Annotated in this window: 13 protein-coding genes; all 13 read right to left on the bottom strand. The window is 37.5% G+C overall.

The genetic code is table 11. The features are described from left to right. Positions 1–8: 8 nt before the first annotated feature. The gene (gene purN / locus QE109_RS12435; RefSeq protein ID WP_281094856.1) at positions 9–644 is read right to left on the bottom strand and encodes a phosphoribosylglycinamide formyltransferase; all 636 of its coding nucleotides are present in this window, start codon (positions 642–644) and stop codon (positions 9–11) included. After that, a complete protein-coding gene (gene purM / locus QE109_RS12440) occupies positions 632–1672 on the bottom strand; it encodes a phosphoribosylformylglycinamidine cyclo-ligase (RefSeq protein ID WP_281094857.1) in 1041 nt (346 codons plus the stop codon). The genes purN and purM overlap by 13 nt, the downstream gene beginning before the upstream one ends. A 59-nt stretch (positions 1673–1731) precedes the next feature. After that, entirely contained in the window at positions 1732–3141 is a 1410-nt protein-coding gene (gene purF / locus QE109_RS12445) for an amidophosphoribosyltransferase (RefSeq protein ID WP_281094858.1), read from the bottom strand. A 16-nt stretch (positions 3142–3157) separates the two neighbouring features. Beyond that, positions 3158–3862: a phosphoribosylaminoimidazolesuccinocarboxamide synthase gene (purC, locus tag QE109_RS12450; protein ID WP_281094859.1), complete on the bottom strand. Its 705-nt coding sequence runs from the start codon at positions 3860–3862 to the stop codon at positions 3158–3160. A gap of 10 nt (positions 3863–3872) precedes the next feature. Then, positions 3873–4358 carry a 5-(carboxyamino)imidazole ribonucleotide mutase gene (gene purE, locus QE109_RS12455; protein WP_281094860.1) on the bottom strand — a complete coding sequence of 162 codons (486 nt, stop codon included), beginning with the start codon at positions 4356–4358 and terminating at the stop codon, positions 3873–3875. A gap of 212 nt (positions 4359–4570) precedes the next feature. Further along, on the bottom strand, positions 4571–5566 hold the full coding sequence (locus tag QE109_RS12460; RefSeq protein WP_281094861.1) for an aldose epimerase family protein: 996 nt from the start codon (positions 5564–5566) through the stop codon (positions 4571–4573). Next, the gene (locus tag QE109_RS12465; protein ID WP_281094862.1) at positions 5556–7124 is read right to left on the bottom strand and encodes a UDP-glucose--hexose-1-phosphate uridylyltransferase; all 1569 of its coding nucleotides are present in this window, start codon (positions 7122–7124) and stop codon (positions 5556–5558) included. Before QE109_RS12465 ends, QE109_RS12460 begins: the two co-directional genes overlap by 11 nt. Further along, on the bottom strand, positions 7114–8289 hold the full coding sequence (locus QE109_RS12470) for a galactokinase (RefSeq protein ID WP_281094863.1): 1176 nt from the start codon (positions 8287–8289) through the stop codon (positions 7114–7116). The genes QE109_RS12465 and QE109_RS12470 overlap by 11 nt, the downstream gene beginning before the upstream one ends. Before the next feature lie 11 nt (positions 8290–8300). Beyond that, on the bottom strand, positions 8301–9290 hold the full coding sequence (gene galE, locus QE109_RS12475) for a UDP-glucose 4-epimerase GalE (RefSeq protein ID WP_281094864.1): 990 nt from the start codon (positions 9288–9290) through the stop codon (positions 8301–8303). 137 nt (positions 9291–9427) lie between these two features. Continuing rightward, complete coding sequence (locus QE109_RS12480) at positions 9428–10174, bottom strand: TIGR03915 family putative DNA repair protein (RefSeq protein ID WP_281094865.1); 747 nt, start codon at positions 10172–10174, stop codon at positions 9428–9430. After that, positions 10158–11441 (bottom strand): putative DNA modification/repair radical SAM protein, encoded by a 1284-nt coding sequence (locus tag QE109_RS12485; RefSeq protein ID WP_281094866.1) that lies wholly within the window; start codon positions 11439–11441, stop codon positions 10158–10160. The genes QE109_RS12480 and QE109_RS12485 overlap by 17 nt, the downstream gene beginning before the upstream one ends. A 152-nt stretch (positions 11442–11593) precedes the next feature. Continuing rightward, positions 11594–12394: a cell wall hydrolase gene (locus QE109_RS12490; RefSeq protein ID WP_281094867.1), complete on the bottom strand. Its 801-nt coding sequence runs from the start codon at positions 12392–12394 to the stop codon at positions 11594–11596. A 97-nt stretch (positions 12395–12491) separates the two neighbouring features. After that, positions 12492–16235: a phosphoribosylformylglycinamidine synthase gene (locus tag QE109_RS12495; protein ID WP_281094868.1), complete on the bottom strand. Its 3744-nt coding sequence runs from the start codon at positions 16233–16235 to the stop codon at positions 12492–12494. Positions 16236–16284 lie beyond the last annotated feature (49 nt).

Here is a 16284-nt window from a genome sequence, read left to right on the forward strand (position 1 = left end):
ATGAATAATTATATTATTTTAGGGATATTTTCATCTGCATCAAGGCCAATCTTCACTTTCCCCGATACAATCGCTTCTAAAGTTTCTACCATAAGAAGATGTTCGACTTTTAATACTTTTCTTGCTAATAATTCGGCTGTATCTTCCCTTTCTACATCTACAGTCATCTGGTAAATAATGCGACCTGTATCTATACCTTCTTCTACAAAATGCGTCGTCGCCCCACTAATAGGATCTCCAGACTTAATCACAGACTCATGTACTTTGATCCCATAAAAGCCATGTCCACCATGTTTCGGCAAAAGTGAAGGATGGATGTTGATAATTTTACCTTTAAAGGCCTTAATTAATTTTGGGGGCAATATTGCTAAGTACCCTGCAAGAACGATAAGATCAATTTCTTCACGTACCAAAGTATCAAAAAGCGCATTATCCCGCGCCTCTTTTTCAGGGTAATTGCCAAGTCCAATATAATAATCTTCAATACTGAATTTTCGGGCTCTTTCAAGCCCAAAGGCTTCTTTTCGGTTTGAAATTACACAGGCAATATCAACCTTTAAACCACGGGTCGATGTCGCATCTATAATCGCTTGTAGATTAGAGCCACCACCAGAGACTAAAACCGCAACTCTTAAGCGTTGCATAAAGCTACACCCGTGTTACCTTTTGCTACTTCACCGATAATACTCACTTCTTCACCACATGCTTTTAAAATTTCTATTGTTTTTTCTACATCTTCTTTTGAAACAACAGCAATATAACCAATTCCCATATTAAAAGTACCGTATAAATCATCACTTTCAACAATTCCAAGAGAAGATATATACTCAAATATTTTAGGCATTTTCCAAGAACCAAGTGTTACATTAGCACAGAGTCCTTCTGGCATCACTCTTGGTATATTTTCAAAGAATCCACCACCAGTCATGTGTACCATGCCTTTAACTTTAACTGATTCAAGAAGCGAAAGTATTGATTTGACATAGATACGTGTCGGTGTTAATAAAGCCTCACCTAATGTTGTCCCTATTTCTGGGATAAAAGTTTCAACCGTCATATCAAGTCGATCAAAGAATAATTTTCTAACCAAAGAATAACCATTTGAATGTATGCCACTTGAAGCGAGACCGATTAGTACATCTCCACTTTCAATATTTTGGCCTGAAATAATGTTTTTCTCATCCACTACACCTACAGCAAAACCTGCCATATCATATTCACCGTCTTGGTAAAATCCAGGCATTTCAGCCGTTTCTCCGCCCAAAAGTGGCATATTTGATAGTTTACATCCATCTGTTATCCCTTTTACAAGAAGTGCAGCACTTTCTGCCTTAAGTCTTCCCGTTGCAAGATAATCTAAGAAAAACAAGGGAGTTGCACCTTGGCAAAGGATATCGTTTACACACATAGCAACCAGATCTTGACCAACAGTATCGTGCTGATCCATCATAAAAGCAACTTTTAATTTAGTACCTACACCATCTGTTCCAGCAACCAATACGGGACTCTCAAATTTACCACTCAATCTCAAAAGACCGCCAAAACTTCCTAAATCACCGATAACATCTGAATTAAATGTTTCTTTGACATGCTTTTTCATCAGCTCAACTGCACGTGCTCCTTCTTTTACATCAACACCCGCTTCGGCATAAGTCAACTTATCTACTGACATGTTTATCTCCAATCATCCTTTTATTCGTTTTATCTATAATCATCCATTGTATGCGCTAACTACTCAAACATAAATTTATCTGCTTCTTCTGGCACTTCCATTGGATAATCACCATCAAAGCATGCTGTACATAGTCCGCACTTTTCAAAGTTAATTGATTTCACAAGTCCATCATTGCTAAGATAAGCCAAACTATCAGCGCCAACCATCTCTTTGATTTCTTCAACAGTATGCGTCGCACCTACGAGATGTTGTCTATTAGGCGTATCTATTCCAAAATAACACGAATGCGTTACCGGAGGCGAACTTACTCTAATATGAACCTCAGTTGCACCCGCCGCTTTTAACATATTGACGATTCGTTTACTTGTAGTGCCTCTCACAATTGAATCATCAATCAAAATCAATCTTTTACCTCTTACTGTATTCTTCATGACATTGAGTTTTAAGCGGACGGCTAACTCTCTTGATTTTTGATCGGGCTGAATAAAAGTACGTCCCATATATTTGTTTTTAATCATCCCAACATTATAAGGAATTCCAGACTCTTCAGCATATCCGATTGCAGCTGCAATACCCGAATCTGGAACAGCTATGACCATATCTGCATCTACTGGGTTTTCTCTAGCTAGAATACGTCCTGATTCAACACGCGCTTCATAGACATCTTTACCGTCAATTATACTATCTGGTCTTGCAAAATAAACATATTCAAAAGAACAAATCGCTTTTCTACAGCCCTGAGAAAATTTGATTGATTCAATACCATTTTCATCAATAATCACTATTTCCCCTGGTTCTACGTCACGCACAAATTCTGCGCCAACAACATCATGGGCACAAGACTCTGACGCAAGTACATAACCACCATCCATCTTTGCAATTGAAAGCGGTCTTAAACCATTTGGATCACGTACACCTATGAGCATATGATCAATCATCACTACCAGCGCATATGAACCTTTAATTTCCTTAACAGATTCTATGACTGCTTCTTTCATCCCAAGATTATAGTTTTTAGCAATTAAGTTTGCGATTACTTCTGAATCAATTGAGGTCTGGAAAATAGAACCTTCGTCTTCTAATCTATTTCTAATTTCAACTGCATTGACCAAGTTGCCATTGTGTGCAAGTGCGATACTTCCGCCCTTGTATCTAACAACAAGCGGTTGAGCATTAGACACATAACTCTCACCAGTTGTACTATATCTTACATGTCCTATACCGATATCTGCAGGTAATCGATTGAGAATATCATCGTTAAAAACCTCTTGAACCAAACCCATTTCTTTGTAGTACTGCATTTTATCGCCCTTTAATACAGCGATTCCAGCACTTTCTTGGCCTCTATGTTGAAGTGCAATAAGGCCAAAACAAAGCATATGTGAAATGCCTTCTATTCCCGGTGCATGTATACCAATTACGCCACACTCTTCATGTAATTTATCTAACGACAAAAATTCGTCCATTTATTCCTCCAACAGGTTATCCCTGGATTCTACTTAACACTTCTTGATAAGTTTGCTCTACGTCACCTAAATCTCTTCTAAAACGGTCTTTATCCATCTTTTTGTTTGTCTCGGCGTCCCAAAGTCTACAAGTGTCTGGTGAAATTTCATCCGCCAAAATCACTTGACCTTTGAAAAGACCAAATTCTAATTTAAAGTCAACCAGTTTAAGCCCATGCTCTAAGAAAAAAGCCAATAGTAACTCATTGATTTTTAATGACATTACTTTGATCGCTTCAACTTGCTCTTTTGTAGCAAATTCCATAGCATATATATGATAATCATTAATCATGGGATCACCTAGTGCATCATCTTTATAACAAAATTCAAGGACCGTTTCTTTCATCACAACGCCTTCTTCAAGTCCAAGTCTTTTGGCAAGTGAACCTGCTGCAATGTTTCTAACAATCACTTCTAAAGGTAAAATTTTCACTGCTTTAACATATTGTTCTCTATCACTTATTAGTTTTTCGAAATGTGTTGGGATTCCTTTTTCTTCAAGCATCTGAAATAATAAGGCGCTCATCTTGTTATTGACAACGCCTTTATCTAAGATGCTTCCCTTTTTCTCGCCATTAAAAGCTGTAGCATCATCCTTATATTCAACTAAATAATAATCTGGTTCTTCTGTTTTAAAAACTTTCTTCGCTTTTCCTTCATAAAGTTGCTCTAACTTATTCATATTTGCCTCCCTAGTATCTAGATTGAATTGATATATCTTTTTGAACAACAGCCATTGCCATGTCTTTTTTATATTGTCTCATTTTTTCTTTTAATTCCGGGTATTTTACAGAAAGGATTTGAACAGCTAGTAACCCTGCATTTTCAGCGCCATCTACTGCTACAGTTGCAACTGGTATACCACTTGGCATTTGAACCATTGACAATAGTGAATCTAAGCCATCAAGCGTAGAAGATTTTATAGGTATTCCGATAACTGGTAATATAGTAACACCTGCGATTACACCCGCTAAATGTGCTGCTTTACCTGCTGCACCGATGATCACTTCAAAGCCTTCTTCTTCAGCACTCATGGCAAACTCAACTGCTAAATGCGGAGTTCTATGTGCTGATAACACTCTAGCAACAACAGTGACATCAAACTTCTTCAGTACATTGATACAACGTTCAACAATTGGAAAATCCGAATCGCTGCCCATAAGAATAGCTACTTTCATACTTCCTCCTAAATCCGAATATTATTCGTGAGTTTCGTTTATTCATTCGTATAAATAAATGATATAAAAAATACTACCATCAGTCAAGTTAAATACGAATATTTTTGTATCAAATAAATTTAATATTCAGAAATGTGCAAATAAAAAAAAGCGCTTAAAGCGCTTTTTAATTCTTACTATAAATTTTGATAAACAAAACCATATGATCCAATCTATTTTGCATTGAACTGATAAATCGTTTCATGAACATACTCAATTCCAGCCTCAACTAAATTAAGCTGATTTGAAAACTGCTGCATTTCAAAACAAATCCCTAAGTGGTTCTTGTAAGCTATGTTGTTTGTATAAATAACAACACTCGGCTGATTACTTTGAATCGAAAGACTTCGCTTCGACACAGGATCACGATAGATTATCCCAGGCTTTGTATGATCGACTGGATCTTCAAGGGAAAATGGATGATCAATACCTTTAATTTTATTTCGGTATGAATTTTCTATGGGTGCAAACTGTGCAAAATCTAATGCTGAGTTTTTAGTCTGAATTTTAGGTTCCAGCGGTAATCCATTTTGATCGAGTTCCTTGTAATATTGCGTATTTACAAACAGTAAATGTTCGTCTATTTTGTTTTTCTCATTGCCTGACAAGTTAAAATAGTAATGGCTGGTTAAATTAATATGACAATCTCTATCTGATCTAGCAAAATATTGAACGGTAAGTTGATTGTCATCCGTTAGTTTGAAAACAGCCTCAATCTCTATATTCCCGGGGAATCCATCACTTAAGTGTTCATGAAAATATTTCAAACTTACGCTACACCAGTCAGAGCCTAGCACTTCACCTGCATATTGCCATGTTTTTTGGTGAAGCCCATCTTTTCCGCCATGTAGATTACAAACACCTTCATTGACATCACTTTTATAGACTTTACCATCAATAGTGACTTCTCCACCTTTCAATCTACCGGCGTTTAATCCTATCGTAGTATTTAAGTAAATAGGATTATCTACAAATTTTGTCAATTCGTCATAAGTCATCAAGACATTTTCTGAAAATCCACTTTGATCAGGTACATTAAGCTCAAGCATCAAGCATCCATGGGTTAACAACTTCATGGACATCCCTTGATTGTTAAATAAAGAGATGCAATCAACTCTCTTCTCAAGCAACACACTTAATTCTTCATGCTTGTTTATTTCAACACGCATGATATCCCTCCTCACTAAATCTGAGAAATTGACTTATTCCTTCATAACTTGTTTTAAAAATACCTGCATCTTTAAGTGCAAATTCGAATTTCCTGCCAACTTCCCTCTTAAAAAACGCTTCGAGTTCAACTTTTACAGTGGCGTCAGTTGCTTCTTTTTGGAACAAAAGCACCTCGATTTCTGGCGTCAGATCAACTAACCATGGTACATGTTTAAGCAATTGCGGCTGTGCCTCTAATTTATGAGCATCAAAACCTACCTCTTGTTTTTGTTTCATTATTTCTTCAATACAGGCTTTAATTTCTGCATCTAAACGCGCAGGCAACACTGCAAGCCCCATCACCTCAATCAATCCAATATTCTCTTTTTTTATGTGGTGATGTTCAGTATGTGGATGGAATATGCCATCTGGGTGCATCTCATTTTTTCGATTATTACGAAGCGCGAGATACATCTCATAGGTATTCCCTACTTTTCTTAAAATTGGTGTAATTGTGTTATGACGTTCATTGGTATGCGCTATCAAATCATACTGTTCATCAGAATAGTTGATCCATGATTTTAGTAGATAAGCTGACCAGTTAATGATTTTTTCACGGTCATCACTTACTAATCTTACAACGGATAAGGGCCATTCAAGTACTTCCATGCGCAAGTCGTCATCAGTTGAAGGTTTGATCACATCAACAATATTGGCACGCATCATAGGCATCTCGTAGTTACCAGCTTGATAATGATCATGGGTCAGTATCGATCCACCAACTGTATGCAAGTCTGCATTTGAGCCTATAAAATAATGAGGTACTAAGTCGACAAAATCGCAAAGCCTAATAAAAGTATTTCGAGTAATTTTCATATCTCTATGGTCACGACATAGTACGATCGCATGCTCTGTATAGTATACATATGGTGAATACTGCATATACCATGGTTCATTGTCGAGCGTCATCTCGATAATTCTATGGTTACTTCTAGCAGGATGACTGATATTTCCTGGATAACCAACATTATCCACACACAAAAGACACTTTGGATAAACTGAAGATCCCAATGTTTTGGCAAGTGCTATTTCTTTAGGATCTTTCTCAGGTTTGGATAGATTAATGGTAATATCTAACTCGCCAAAATCTGAAGGACACCTCCATGACACATTCTTAGCCACTCTGTCCATGCGGATATATGTTGAAGCGTTGGAAAGATTGTAAAAATATTCTGTAGCAAAGTGTGTTTTCGCCCTATGAAGTGACCAAAATATGTGATTAACCTCTGAATTCCTTGGCATCAAAAGTCCCATAATTTCAGATTGAAACATCTCCTCTTGATACGAGTAATCTAAAGGTTCACCGCTTTCTTTCATTTCTATAGTCAACTGATTTAACAGACTGTAGATATCTTCTGTTTGTTTGCGATGCCTAATCACTAGGTCGATACTTTCTTCGATATGAAGTCTCTTCCACAGTGCATTGCGCACCATCTCAACATCTAGTTCACTTAACATACCATTTTCAATTCCATATCCAATTAGTTGTTCAACATACTCGAATTTTTTATTCGACACGTGCAGTCCCTCCTGAAATTTGAGCTATATAAAATGCAGCTTCTAAACCTGTTTCGGCTTTATATTTATCAGCAATTGTTTTTTGATATGACGCACAATGGTCCTTATGAACCAGCGCGATTGCACAACCACCAAATCCCGCACCAGTCATACGTGCGCCTAAGACGCCTCTGAGACCACGACTGAGCTTCACGACAAGATCTAGTTCTTTGCAACTTACTTCAAAATAATTGCTTAAGGATTCATGCGAGCTATACATCCACTCACCAAAAACCACTAGATTCCCAGCATTTAAAGCTTCTTTACTTTTGATGGTTCTATGGTTTTCAACAATTGCGTGATAAGCTCTTTTATAAACAGAATCCGATGTCAACACTTCAGAAACAGATAAGAACTCGGTAGGTGTCAAATCACAAAGAGAAGTGATTTTTCTTAGATCAAAAGCAGATTGAAGTTTTGTAAATGCGGTATCACACTCCGTGCGTCTAAGGTTATATTCAGAGTCTACTAGACCACGTTTTTTGTTTGTATTTACAATTACAATGCGATAATCACCCAGTGTTGCAGGCACATTCTCATATTCAAGCGTATCACAATTCAAAAGAACTGCATGATCTTTTTTTCCCATAGCAATGGAAAATTGATCCATAATACCACAATTGACACCGTTAAATTGATTTTCTGATTTTTGGCAAAGTTTTGCAATTGCAACACCCTCTAAACCTAATCCATAGTACTCATTTGCAATAGTTGCCATAAGTACTTCAATTGAAGCTGAAGATGAAAGTCCAGCACCATTTGGTAGATCACCGAAAAACAACATATCAAAACCAAAAGGTGTTTTAAATCCCTCTTGCTGCAATATATACAAGACCCCCATTGGATAGTTTACCCAATCTAAGTCAGCATCATACTTTATTTTGTCCAGTTCAAATGACATTACGCCAAGTGATTCAAAATTGAGTGAAATAACATTTACTTTTTGGTCATCTCTTTTTCTTAAAACTGCATATGTCCCTAAATTTATCGCTACAGGTAAAACCATACCACCATTATAGTCAATATGTTCTCCTATCAGATTAACTCTTCCAGGTGAAAAAAATACACTTTCACTTGGTTCACCATATATCTCTTCAAATTTGTCTTTTAAAGCTTGAATCTTCATTTTTACCCCTCCTAAACTGGCTTATAGCCATTTGGATGGCTCTTATGAAACGCCCAAGCATCTCTTATTATCGTCTCAACTTGCGTGTGTTTTGGCTTCCACCCTAAGATAGCGGTTGCTTTCTCAGAGGATGCAATCAACGTCGATGGATCACCCGCTCTTCGAGCTGCTGCTTTTTCGGGGATCGGATGACCTGTTATTTGACGTGCTACTTCGATAATCTCTCTAACCGAAAATCCATCTCCGCTTCCTAAATTGAAAATTTGACTTAAGCCATCAGCCCTTAGATAAGCTAGTGCTTTTAAATGTGCATCAATTAAGTCTACAACGTGGATATAGTCTCGTATGCATGTACCATCTTTTGTTGGATAATCATCACCAAAAACAGTTATGAAATCTCTTTGACCAAGCGGAACTTGTAAAATCAAAGGAATAAGATGTGTTTCCACACCATGTGCTTCACCAATACTTCCAGACGGATCAGCGCCTGCTACGTTGAAATAACGCAACGAAACAAAACGAATATCATGTGCTCTATCCGCCCACTTGAACATCTTTTCCATCATCAATTTTGATTCACCATATGGATTAGTTGGAAGTGTTTCGTTTTCTTCAGTGATAGGTACCACTTTTGGTTCTCCATACACAGCAGCCGTTGATGAAAACACGATTTTTTTTACATCGTATTTCTCCATAAGCTTAAGAACATTGATCGTTCCACCTACATTATTTTCAAAATACTTAATTGGAAGTCCAACTGACTCACCAACGAGAGAATTTGCACAGAAATGAAGGACAGCTTCAATCTTGTTCTCTTTAAATACTTTATCAAAAGCTTGCTCATCTCTAATGTCTATTTGATAAAATTTTGCAGCTTTGTTTACAGCTTCAATATGCCCAGTTTCAAGATTGTCGACTACTACAACCGATTCACCGGCATCGATCAACATCTTAACTGCATGGCTACCGATATACCCCGCACCACCTAGTACCAATATCATATGACTCTCCTTATAATTGAAATAATATTAATTTTACCACGTGCTTAACTTCCAAACACTAGTAATTAACATGCATAAAATTTAATTATCTTTATCATATCATATTAGTTAATAAAATCAATTATTTTAGTAAAATTTTACTTAGTCATTTTCTCAGTTAAAAAGTTCCAGTATTTTTTTGGCATCATCTGCCGATGTAGTTTGGGATTCTTGCGCTCGTCTATGGCGATATGATCAAAATAAGCCTTCCACATTTTCTGATACTTTTCTTCTTTGCTTGAATAATATAAGTCTTCTATAGGGTCAAGATCACTAAAATGAACCGTTTCTTTATTGTAGAAAGCAGCTTTTCTTCTCTTAGTATCGTGAATTACCCAAAGTTGATCACTCAGTCTTTCTTGAAAATGAGGTACCATTAAACCAATAAGATCATACGTTGGCTCAAATCTAGCGTAAAAAATCCCTTTATCTAGTTCAGCAAACCGAATTAAGCCTAGCATAATATGAGATTCTCTTGCTACAGCGTTGTAACATTTATATAGATCCATGATTGCTTCATCAGAGTAGTTCTCCATGCCAAGCCCACCCAGTTTATAAGCGCGCTTTAGGCACCTGTATAGTTTTGTACCAAAATCAGGATCTTCAGATAGATAGGCGTAACCAATTCTTCTAAAAGCTTCTTCTCCAAAGGTTTCTATGACCGATGCAACTACTTTCGATGCCTGATCAGGAACTGTATATGTTTCAACAACTTCATCAAATATCTGATATTGATAAAGCTCCCTTATCTTAAGTTGATTTTCCTTTACTGGACCTTTATCGTAAAACATCTGAAAAATTGCTGATAAAGCACCTTCAAAACTACCGTCATACAGATAGACCACCTAAATCACCTCCAAATGTTTGTGGAAAGAGCTCAACCATCGTCAGTTGATTTGCTTTTTTTCCAGGCGCATCAATAAGGATCTGCTTTAACTTCCATGGCTCCAAATCAATTGCACCATAGTATTTTCCATTACATGTGACAAAATATTTGGCACGCTTCATGACCACTCCGATTTTAGCAAGTCCTTCAAAAGTTATGTTACCAAACCTTCTCGCAGCAATAATTCTCCTTGCAGTTACATTTCCGATTCCTGGAATTCTAAGCAACTCCATAAATGTCACTTTATTGATCTCCATAGGAAAAAGTTGTGGGTTCCGAATCGCCCATTGGCATTTTGGATCAACTTCCATATCCAGATTGGGATCTTCTCTTGTAAGAATTTCATCTGCTGTGAACCCATAAAATCTGAGTAACCAATCAGCTTGGTAAATCCGGTGTTCTCGCCGTAGTGAATGTACTTGATTCATAGGAACTATTGCCGATTTTCCAACCGGTACGTATGCTGAGTAATAAACCCGTTTAAGCTTCATTCTGTTGTATAGTGCTTCAGAGATTTTAATGATTTTCAAATCTACTTCATCTGTGGCCCCTACAATCAATTGCGTGCTTTGACCAGCAGGTACAAAAGAGGGGACACTTTTGTACCTGCTAGCCATAGCTTTACTCTGTTCTATTTTATCTTTAATCATCCCCATTGGTGCAATCATATCCGACCTACTCTTTTCAGGTGCAAGTAGCCTTAAACTTTTTGTTGTTGGAAGTTCAATGTTGATACTCATACGATCAACATAAAGGCCAGCAGTTTCTATAAGGTGCTGATCCGCACCAGGAATTCCCTTGAGGTGAATGTATCCATTGAAATGTTCCACCTCTCTCAAGCGCTTTACAACGGCAATAAGAAGTTCCATCGTATGATTAGGATTTCTAACCACGCCAGAACTCAGGAAAAGCCCTTCTATATAGTTTCTTCTATAAAAGCTAATGGTTAAGTCCACAACTTCATCCGGGGTAAATTCTGCACGAGACATGGCTGAATTTGAGCTGCGATTGATACAATACGCACAATCATAGATACATTTATTTGTAAAAAGTATTTTAAGTAGCGAGATGCATCTACCATCTTCTGAGAAACTATGGCAAATTCCAGGCAATGCAGCATTTCCCAGCGCGCCTTTAACAGCTTTTCTATCACTACCACTCGATGAGCATGACACGTCATATTTGGCCGCATCTGCCAAGATTTGAAGTTTTTCTAAAGCATCCATAAGTACTCCTTTGCTAGAACGTATGTTCTGTTTTTATTATATGCCTTTTTGATAGATGTGTAAACATTATGACAAAAAAAAAGATGCTGAATTTGGTTTATATACCAATTTCAGCATCGCTTCATGCTTTAAATATTTTGATGCAAACTCTGTTAGTAATAGAAGTAATCGCCTTCAATTAACTTGTAAAAACTATCTGTTTTTGTTGCAAATGGAATGTAATTAAAATAAAGACAATCCTTTGCTACTTCAACACCCATTAGTGCTCTTTTAGCAGCTGCAACACTTAAATCAGATGGAACCTTAGTCATAAATCCACTTTTATATGCTGGTGGAAACTGATTTCTTTGAAAGATTACTTCGTAGATACTGTTTGGAAATTGTGTGCTGTTCACCCTGTTAAGTACAACATTTGCTACTGCAGTTTTCTTATCTAGTGAACCGCCTCTGGTTTCTGCTTCTATAATCCTAGATAACCACAAAAGATCATCGTCAGTATAGTTTAGCTCTTTCACTTCAGATGGCAATACTTCTAGTTCACTATTTTGAATCGTCATGTGTAATAATGTAGCATCCCACTGATATGTGATACCAAGCTTTTCAGCAAGTACCTCAAAGGGAATATAGATTCTGCCATTATCAGCAAAGCTATTGTGTTTCATTTCATAACTTTTGTTATTTATGATGAGTAAATTCGAGTCCATCTTAAAACTTAGGTAATCGCCATCAATAGTTAATACTGCTAATTTTGCATTTTGCAGCCACTCAACCTCGATGTTCATTCTCTGTGCGAAATCGGAAACAAGACCATAAGGAATACCATTTTCCACGACAACCAAACCTTCATCAACAATTAATTGGTCGTTTATGGTTACCAGTGCATCACTGGCAAATCCGAGTCCAGAAATCATTAAGCATGAAAAAAGCATCAAAATCAATACCTTTATTCTCATAATACCTCCCTTGACTATTTTTCGATTTTAACACAAAAAAAGCAAAAACAAAAGACATATTTTACCAATATGTCTTTTGTCGTTGGAATTTCAACGTTTACTTAAAGTACTTTACGCCTGATTTAAAGATATCAAATTCCTTTTCTCCATAGATATTCTTATAAAGTCCGTTACCCATTCTCTCAACATGACCCATTTTTCCAAATATTCTTCCATCTTCTGAGAAGATTCCTTCTATCGCCTCTACCGATCCATTGAGGTTAAAATGTCCATCATAAGTTGGATTACCCTCATCATCTACATATTGTGTCGCTATTTGACCTTTTTTAATGAGTTGTCGTACCAATTCATCACTTGCAAAAAATCTACCTTCTCCATGAGAAAATGCCGTTTGATAGACCTCTCCTACATTTGCATCTGCCATCCAAGGTGAATGAACTGATGAAACTCTTACGTTTGCCATTCGCGCAACATGTCTACCAATTTTGTTAAAGGTAAGGGTTGGTGCGTCTTCTTGAAGTGATCGAATTTCACCATAAGGTAATAAACCAAGTTTTACAAGCGCTTGAAAGCCATTGCAGATCCCAAGCATCAAACCATCTCTCTGTTTGAGAAGCGTCATAACCGCTTCAGCAATTTCAGGATTACGAAGGACTGAAGCTATAAATTTACCAGACCCCTCTGGTTCATCTCCCGCACTAAAACCTCCAGGTAGTGCAATAATTTGTGCTTTTTTGATAGACTCAGCGAACGCTTTTACGGATTCGTTTACATCTTTTGGTGTGAGATTTCTAAACACAAGTGTGTCTACTTCTGCTCCTGCCTTTTCAAACGCTCTTGCAGTATCATATTCACAATTTGTACCTGGGAAGACTGGGATAAATACCCTCGGTTTTAAAGTGGTAATCTTAGGTTTATGCGTTATTCTTTCATGACAACTTACTTTTTCTACTTTTCCTTTACCTCCGTGAACTGTTGGAAACACACTTTCCATTGGTGAAATAAAGCTCACAAGTGCTTTATCTCCGTCCACTTTAGAGCCATGAAGGATGAACTCAAACTGAGTAGTTGTACGGCCAATCCAGTTAAATTGCGATGCGCTTAGAGAATTTATCTGATCACTTGAACCTGTAACTTCTAATACTAAGCTTCCTAAATTAGCTTCAAACATCTTTGCACCTAAATCAGAGTCTATGCTAAATCCAATTTTGTTACCAAAGGCCATCTTAGAAAGTGCAGTGGCAACACCACCTTCTCCAACTGCATATGCAGAAATAATCTCTCCCCGTTTGATCCCCTCTAAAATTGAATCATATGCCGTTTTTAGCGTTTCAAAATCGGGCATTTCATGCTCATCTCTCTTTGCATCAAAGAGCACTATATATGAATCTGTTTTCTTAAGTTCTGGCGTAATAATTTCTTGATGTTTCCCATAAGTCACTGCAAATGAGATAAGGGTTGGTGGTACGTCTAAGTCTTTAAAAGTACCAGACATTGAATCTTTACCGCCTATTGCAGCCGTACCAAATGCTGATTGTGCAAGACTCGCACCCAAAAGTGCAGCGAGTGGTTTTCCCCACTTTTCAGGATGGCTACCTAACTTTTCAAAATACTCTTGCAGTGATAGTCTTGCCTTTTTATAATCACCACCACTTGCCACTAATTTTGCTAAAGATTCAACAATCGCATATACACCACCGTGGAATGGCGACCAATTACCAACCATAGGATGGTAGCCATAGCTCATCAATGATACAGTGTTGGTTTCGCCACCTATAACAGGTAATTTAGCTACCATCGCCTGTGACGGTGTATGAAGATATTGCCCTCCAAAAGGCATAACCACCGTTCCAGCACCTATGGTATTGTCAAAACGTTCCACCAATCCCTTTTGCGAACAAACATTGAGACTTGATAATTGCCTCAAAAGGTAGTCATCATATGCTTTGATCTCTTCAACTTTAAAAAAAGATGCCTTATCAGATGGTGCTTGAATCACAACTTTGTTTTTTGCCCTTACGCCATTAGTATCTAAGAAAGCTCTGGAGAGGTCGAGGATGTTTTTCCCATGCCATGTCATTACCAATCTACCATCATCAGATACTTTAGCCACTACAGTTGCTTCTAAGTTTTCCACACCACATGCCTGTGTAACGAACTCTAAATCACTAGGATTAATTACGATAGCCATACGTTCTTGAGATTCTGAAATTGCAAGCTCAGTCCCGTCAAGTCCCTCGTATTTTTTCGGAATTTTATCTAAATCTATCGTTAAACTATCAGCAAGTTCACCAATGGCTACTGACACACCACCAGCACCAAAGTCATTACATTTCTTAATTTTAGTTGAAAGTGCTGGGTTTCTAAAAAGACGCTGAATTTTTCTCTCTTCTGGCGCATTTCCTTTTTGTACTTCTGCACCACAATCAAGTAAACTGTCTTCATCATGTGCCTTTGATGAACCTGTCGCACCACCAACACCGTCTCTTCCTGTTCTACCGCCTATTAAGACAATCAAATCTCCCGCAACAGGTGTTTCTCTTACAACGTTAATAAACGGTGTAGCACCCATAACAGCACCCACTTCCATGCGTTTGGCTACGAAACCATCATGGTATACTTCCGATACTAAACCCGTCGCAAGTCCTATTTGATTCCCATATGCACTAAAACCAGCTGCTGCTTTTTGAGTGATTACCTTTTGGGGCAACTTACCCTCTAAAGTATCCTCAAAAGGTGTAAATGGGTTGCCAGCACCTGTAACGCGCATACTTTGGTAAACATAGCTTCTTCCTGACAAGGGGTCTCTAATCGCTCCACCTAAGCAAGTCGCTGCACCACCATAAGGTTCTATCTCTGTTGGATGATTATGTGTTTCATTTTTAAACATCAAAAGCCACGGTTCGTCGTTACCGTCTACATCTACATCTATCTTAATACTACAAGCATTAATTTCATCTGAAACATCTAAATCATCTAATTTTCCATTTTTTCTAAGTGATTTCATGTTAATTGTCGCAAGATCCATTAAACTTAGCGGTCTATTTGTCTCACCATACACATCATCTCTCATCTTAAAATAACTTTCAAGTGCTTCTTTGATAGGTGCGGTAAAAGTATCTTCTTCAATTTTGATGTCTTCAAGTTCTGTCATAAATGTTGTGTGTCTACAGTGATCTGACCAATAAGTATCGATAACTTTAAGTTCTGTAATCGTTGGATTTCTTTTTTCCTGTGAAAAGTAATTTTGTACATGTTCAAGGTCCGCTCCGGTCATGGCGAAGCCCATTGACATTCTAAATTCTTCAAGTGTTTTTTTATCGAAATCTATAAAGCCCGCTATAATTTCCACTGTGTCTGGCGCAGACCCCGTCATCTTAAGTGTCTCTGGTCTATCTAAAGTAACTTCATGTGCCTCTACTGGATTGATAAGAAATCTCTTAATGTTTTCCAAAGCTTCCATCTCTATATTGCCTTCAAGTACGATAATTCTAGAAGTTTGAATTTCTGGTCTTTGATGAAGAGTAACAATCTCGATGCACTGAGCAGCCGAATCCGCTCTCTGGTCATATTGTCCGGGTAAAAGTCCATATCTAAAGGCTTGTTCATCCTGAGAAAGTTCAAAACCATCTTTGCAAACATGGTCGACATTTGGTTCTGAGAGAATTGTATTTATAATTTGATCTAGTGCTTCTTCAGAAACCCCTTCCATATCATAACAATTGATAATTCTAAGTTTTTTGATCCCTTCGATGTGAAGATTTCTCATGATTTCTTCTTTTAAAGCTACTGCTTCAACATTAAATCCACTTCTCTTTTCCACTAAAATTCTCGTAACCACTTTGCGCCTCCAGTTTTTGATTGTTTTACTCCTATTAGTTCCACCTCAA

The organism is Fusibacter bizertensis (genome assembly GCF_029914245.1).
Classification (GTDB): Bacteria; Bacillota; Clostridia; order Peptostreptococcales; family Acidaminobacteraceae; genus Fusibacter_C; species Fusibacter_C bizertensis.

Coding starts and splice junctions, on each gene's coding strand:
- galE (WP_281094864.1), bottom strand. CDS start 9,290: ATGATATTGGTACTAGGTGGTGCGGGGTATATCGGTAGCCATGCAGTT.
- purM (WP_281094857.1), bottom strand. CDS start 1,672: ATGTCAGTAGATAAGTTGACTTATGCCGAAGCGGGTGTTGATGTAAAA.
- purN (WP_281094856.1), bottom strand. CDS start 644: ATGCAACGCTTAAGAGTTGCGGTTTTAGTCTCTGGTGGTGGCTCTAAT.
- purC (WP_281094859.1), bottom strand. CDS start 3,862: ATGAATAAGTTAGAGCAACTTTATGAAGGAAAAGCGAAGAAAGTTTTT.
- purF (WP_281094858.1), bottom strand. CDS start 3,141: ATGGACGAATTTTTGTCGTTAGATAAATTACATGAAGAGTGTGGCGTA.
- QE109_RS12490 (WP_281094867.1), bottom strand. CDS start 12,394: ATGAGAATAAAGGTATTGATTTTGATGCTTTTTTCATGCTTAATGATT.
- QE109_RS12470 (WP_281094863.1), bottom strand. CDS start 8,289: ATGAAGATTCAAGCTTTAAAAGACAAATTTGAAGAGATATATGGTGAA.
- purE (WP_281094860.1), bottom strand. CDS start 4,358: ATGAAAGTAGCTATTCTTATGGGCAGCGATTCGGATTTTCCAATTGTT.
- QE109_RS12460 (WP_281094861.1), bottom strand. CDS start 5,566: ATGCGTGTTGAAATAAACAAGCATGAAGAATTAAGTGTGTTGCTTGAG.
- QE109_RS12485 (WP_281094866.1), bottom strand. CDS start 11,441: ATGGATGCTTTAGAAAAACTTCAAATCTTGGCAGATGCGGCCAAATAT.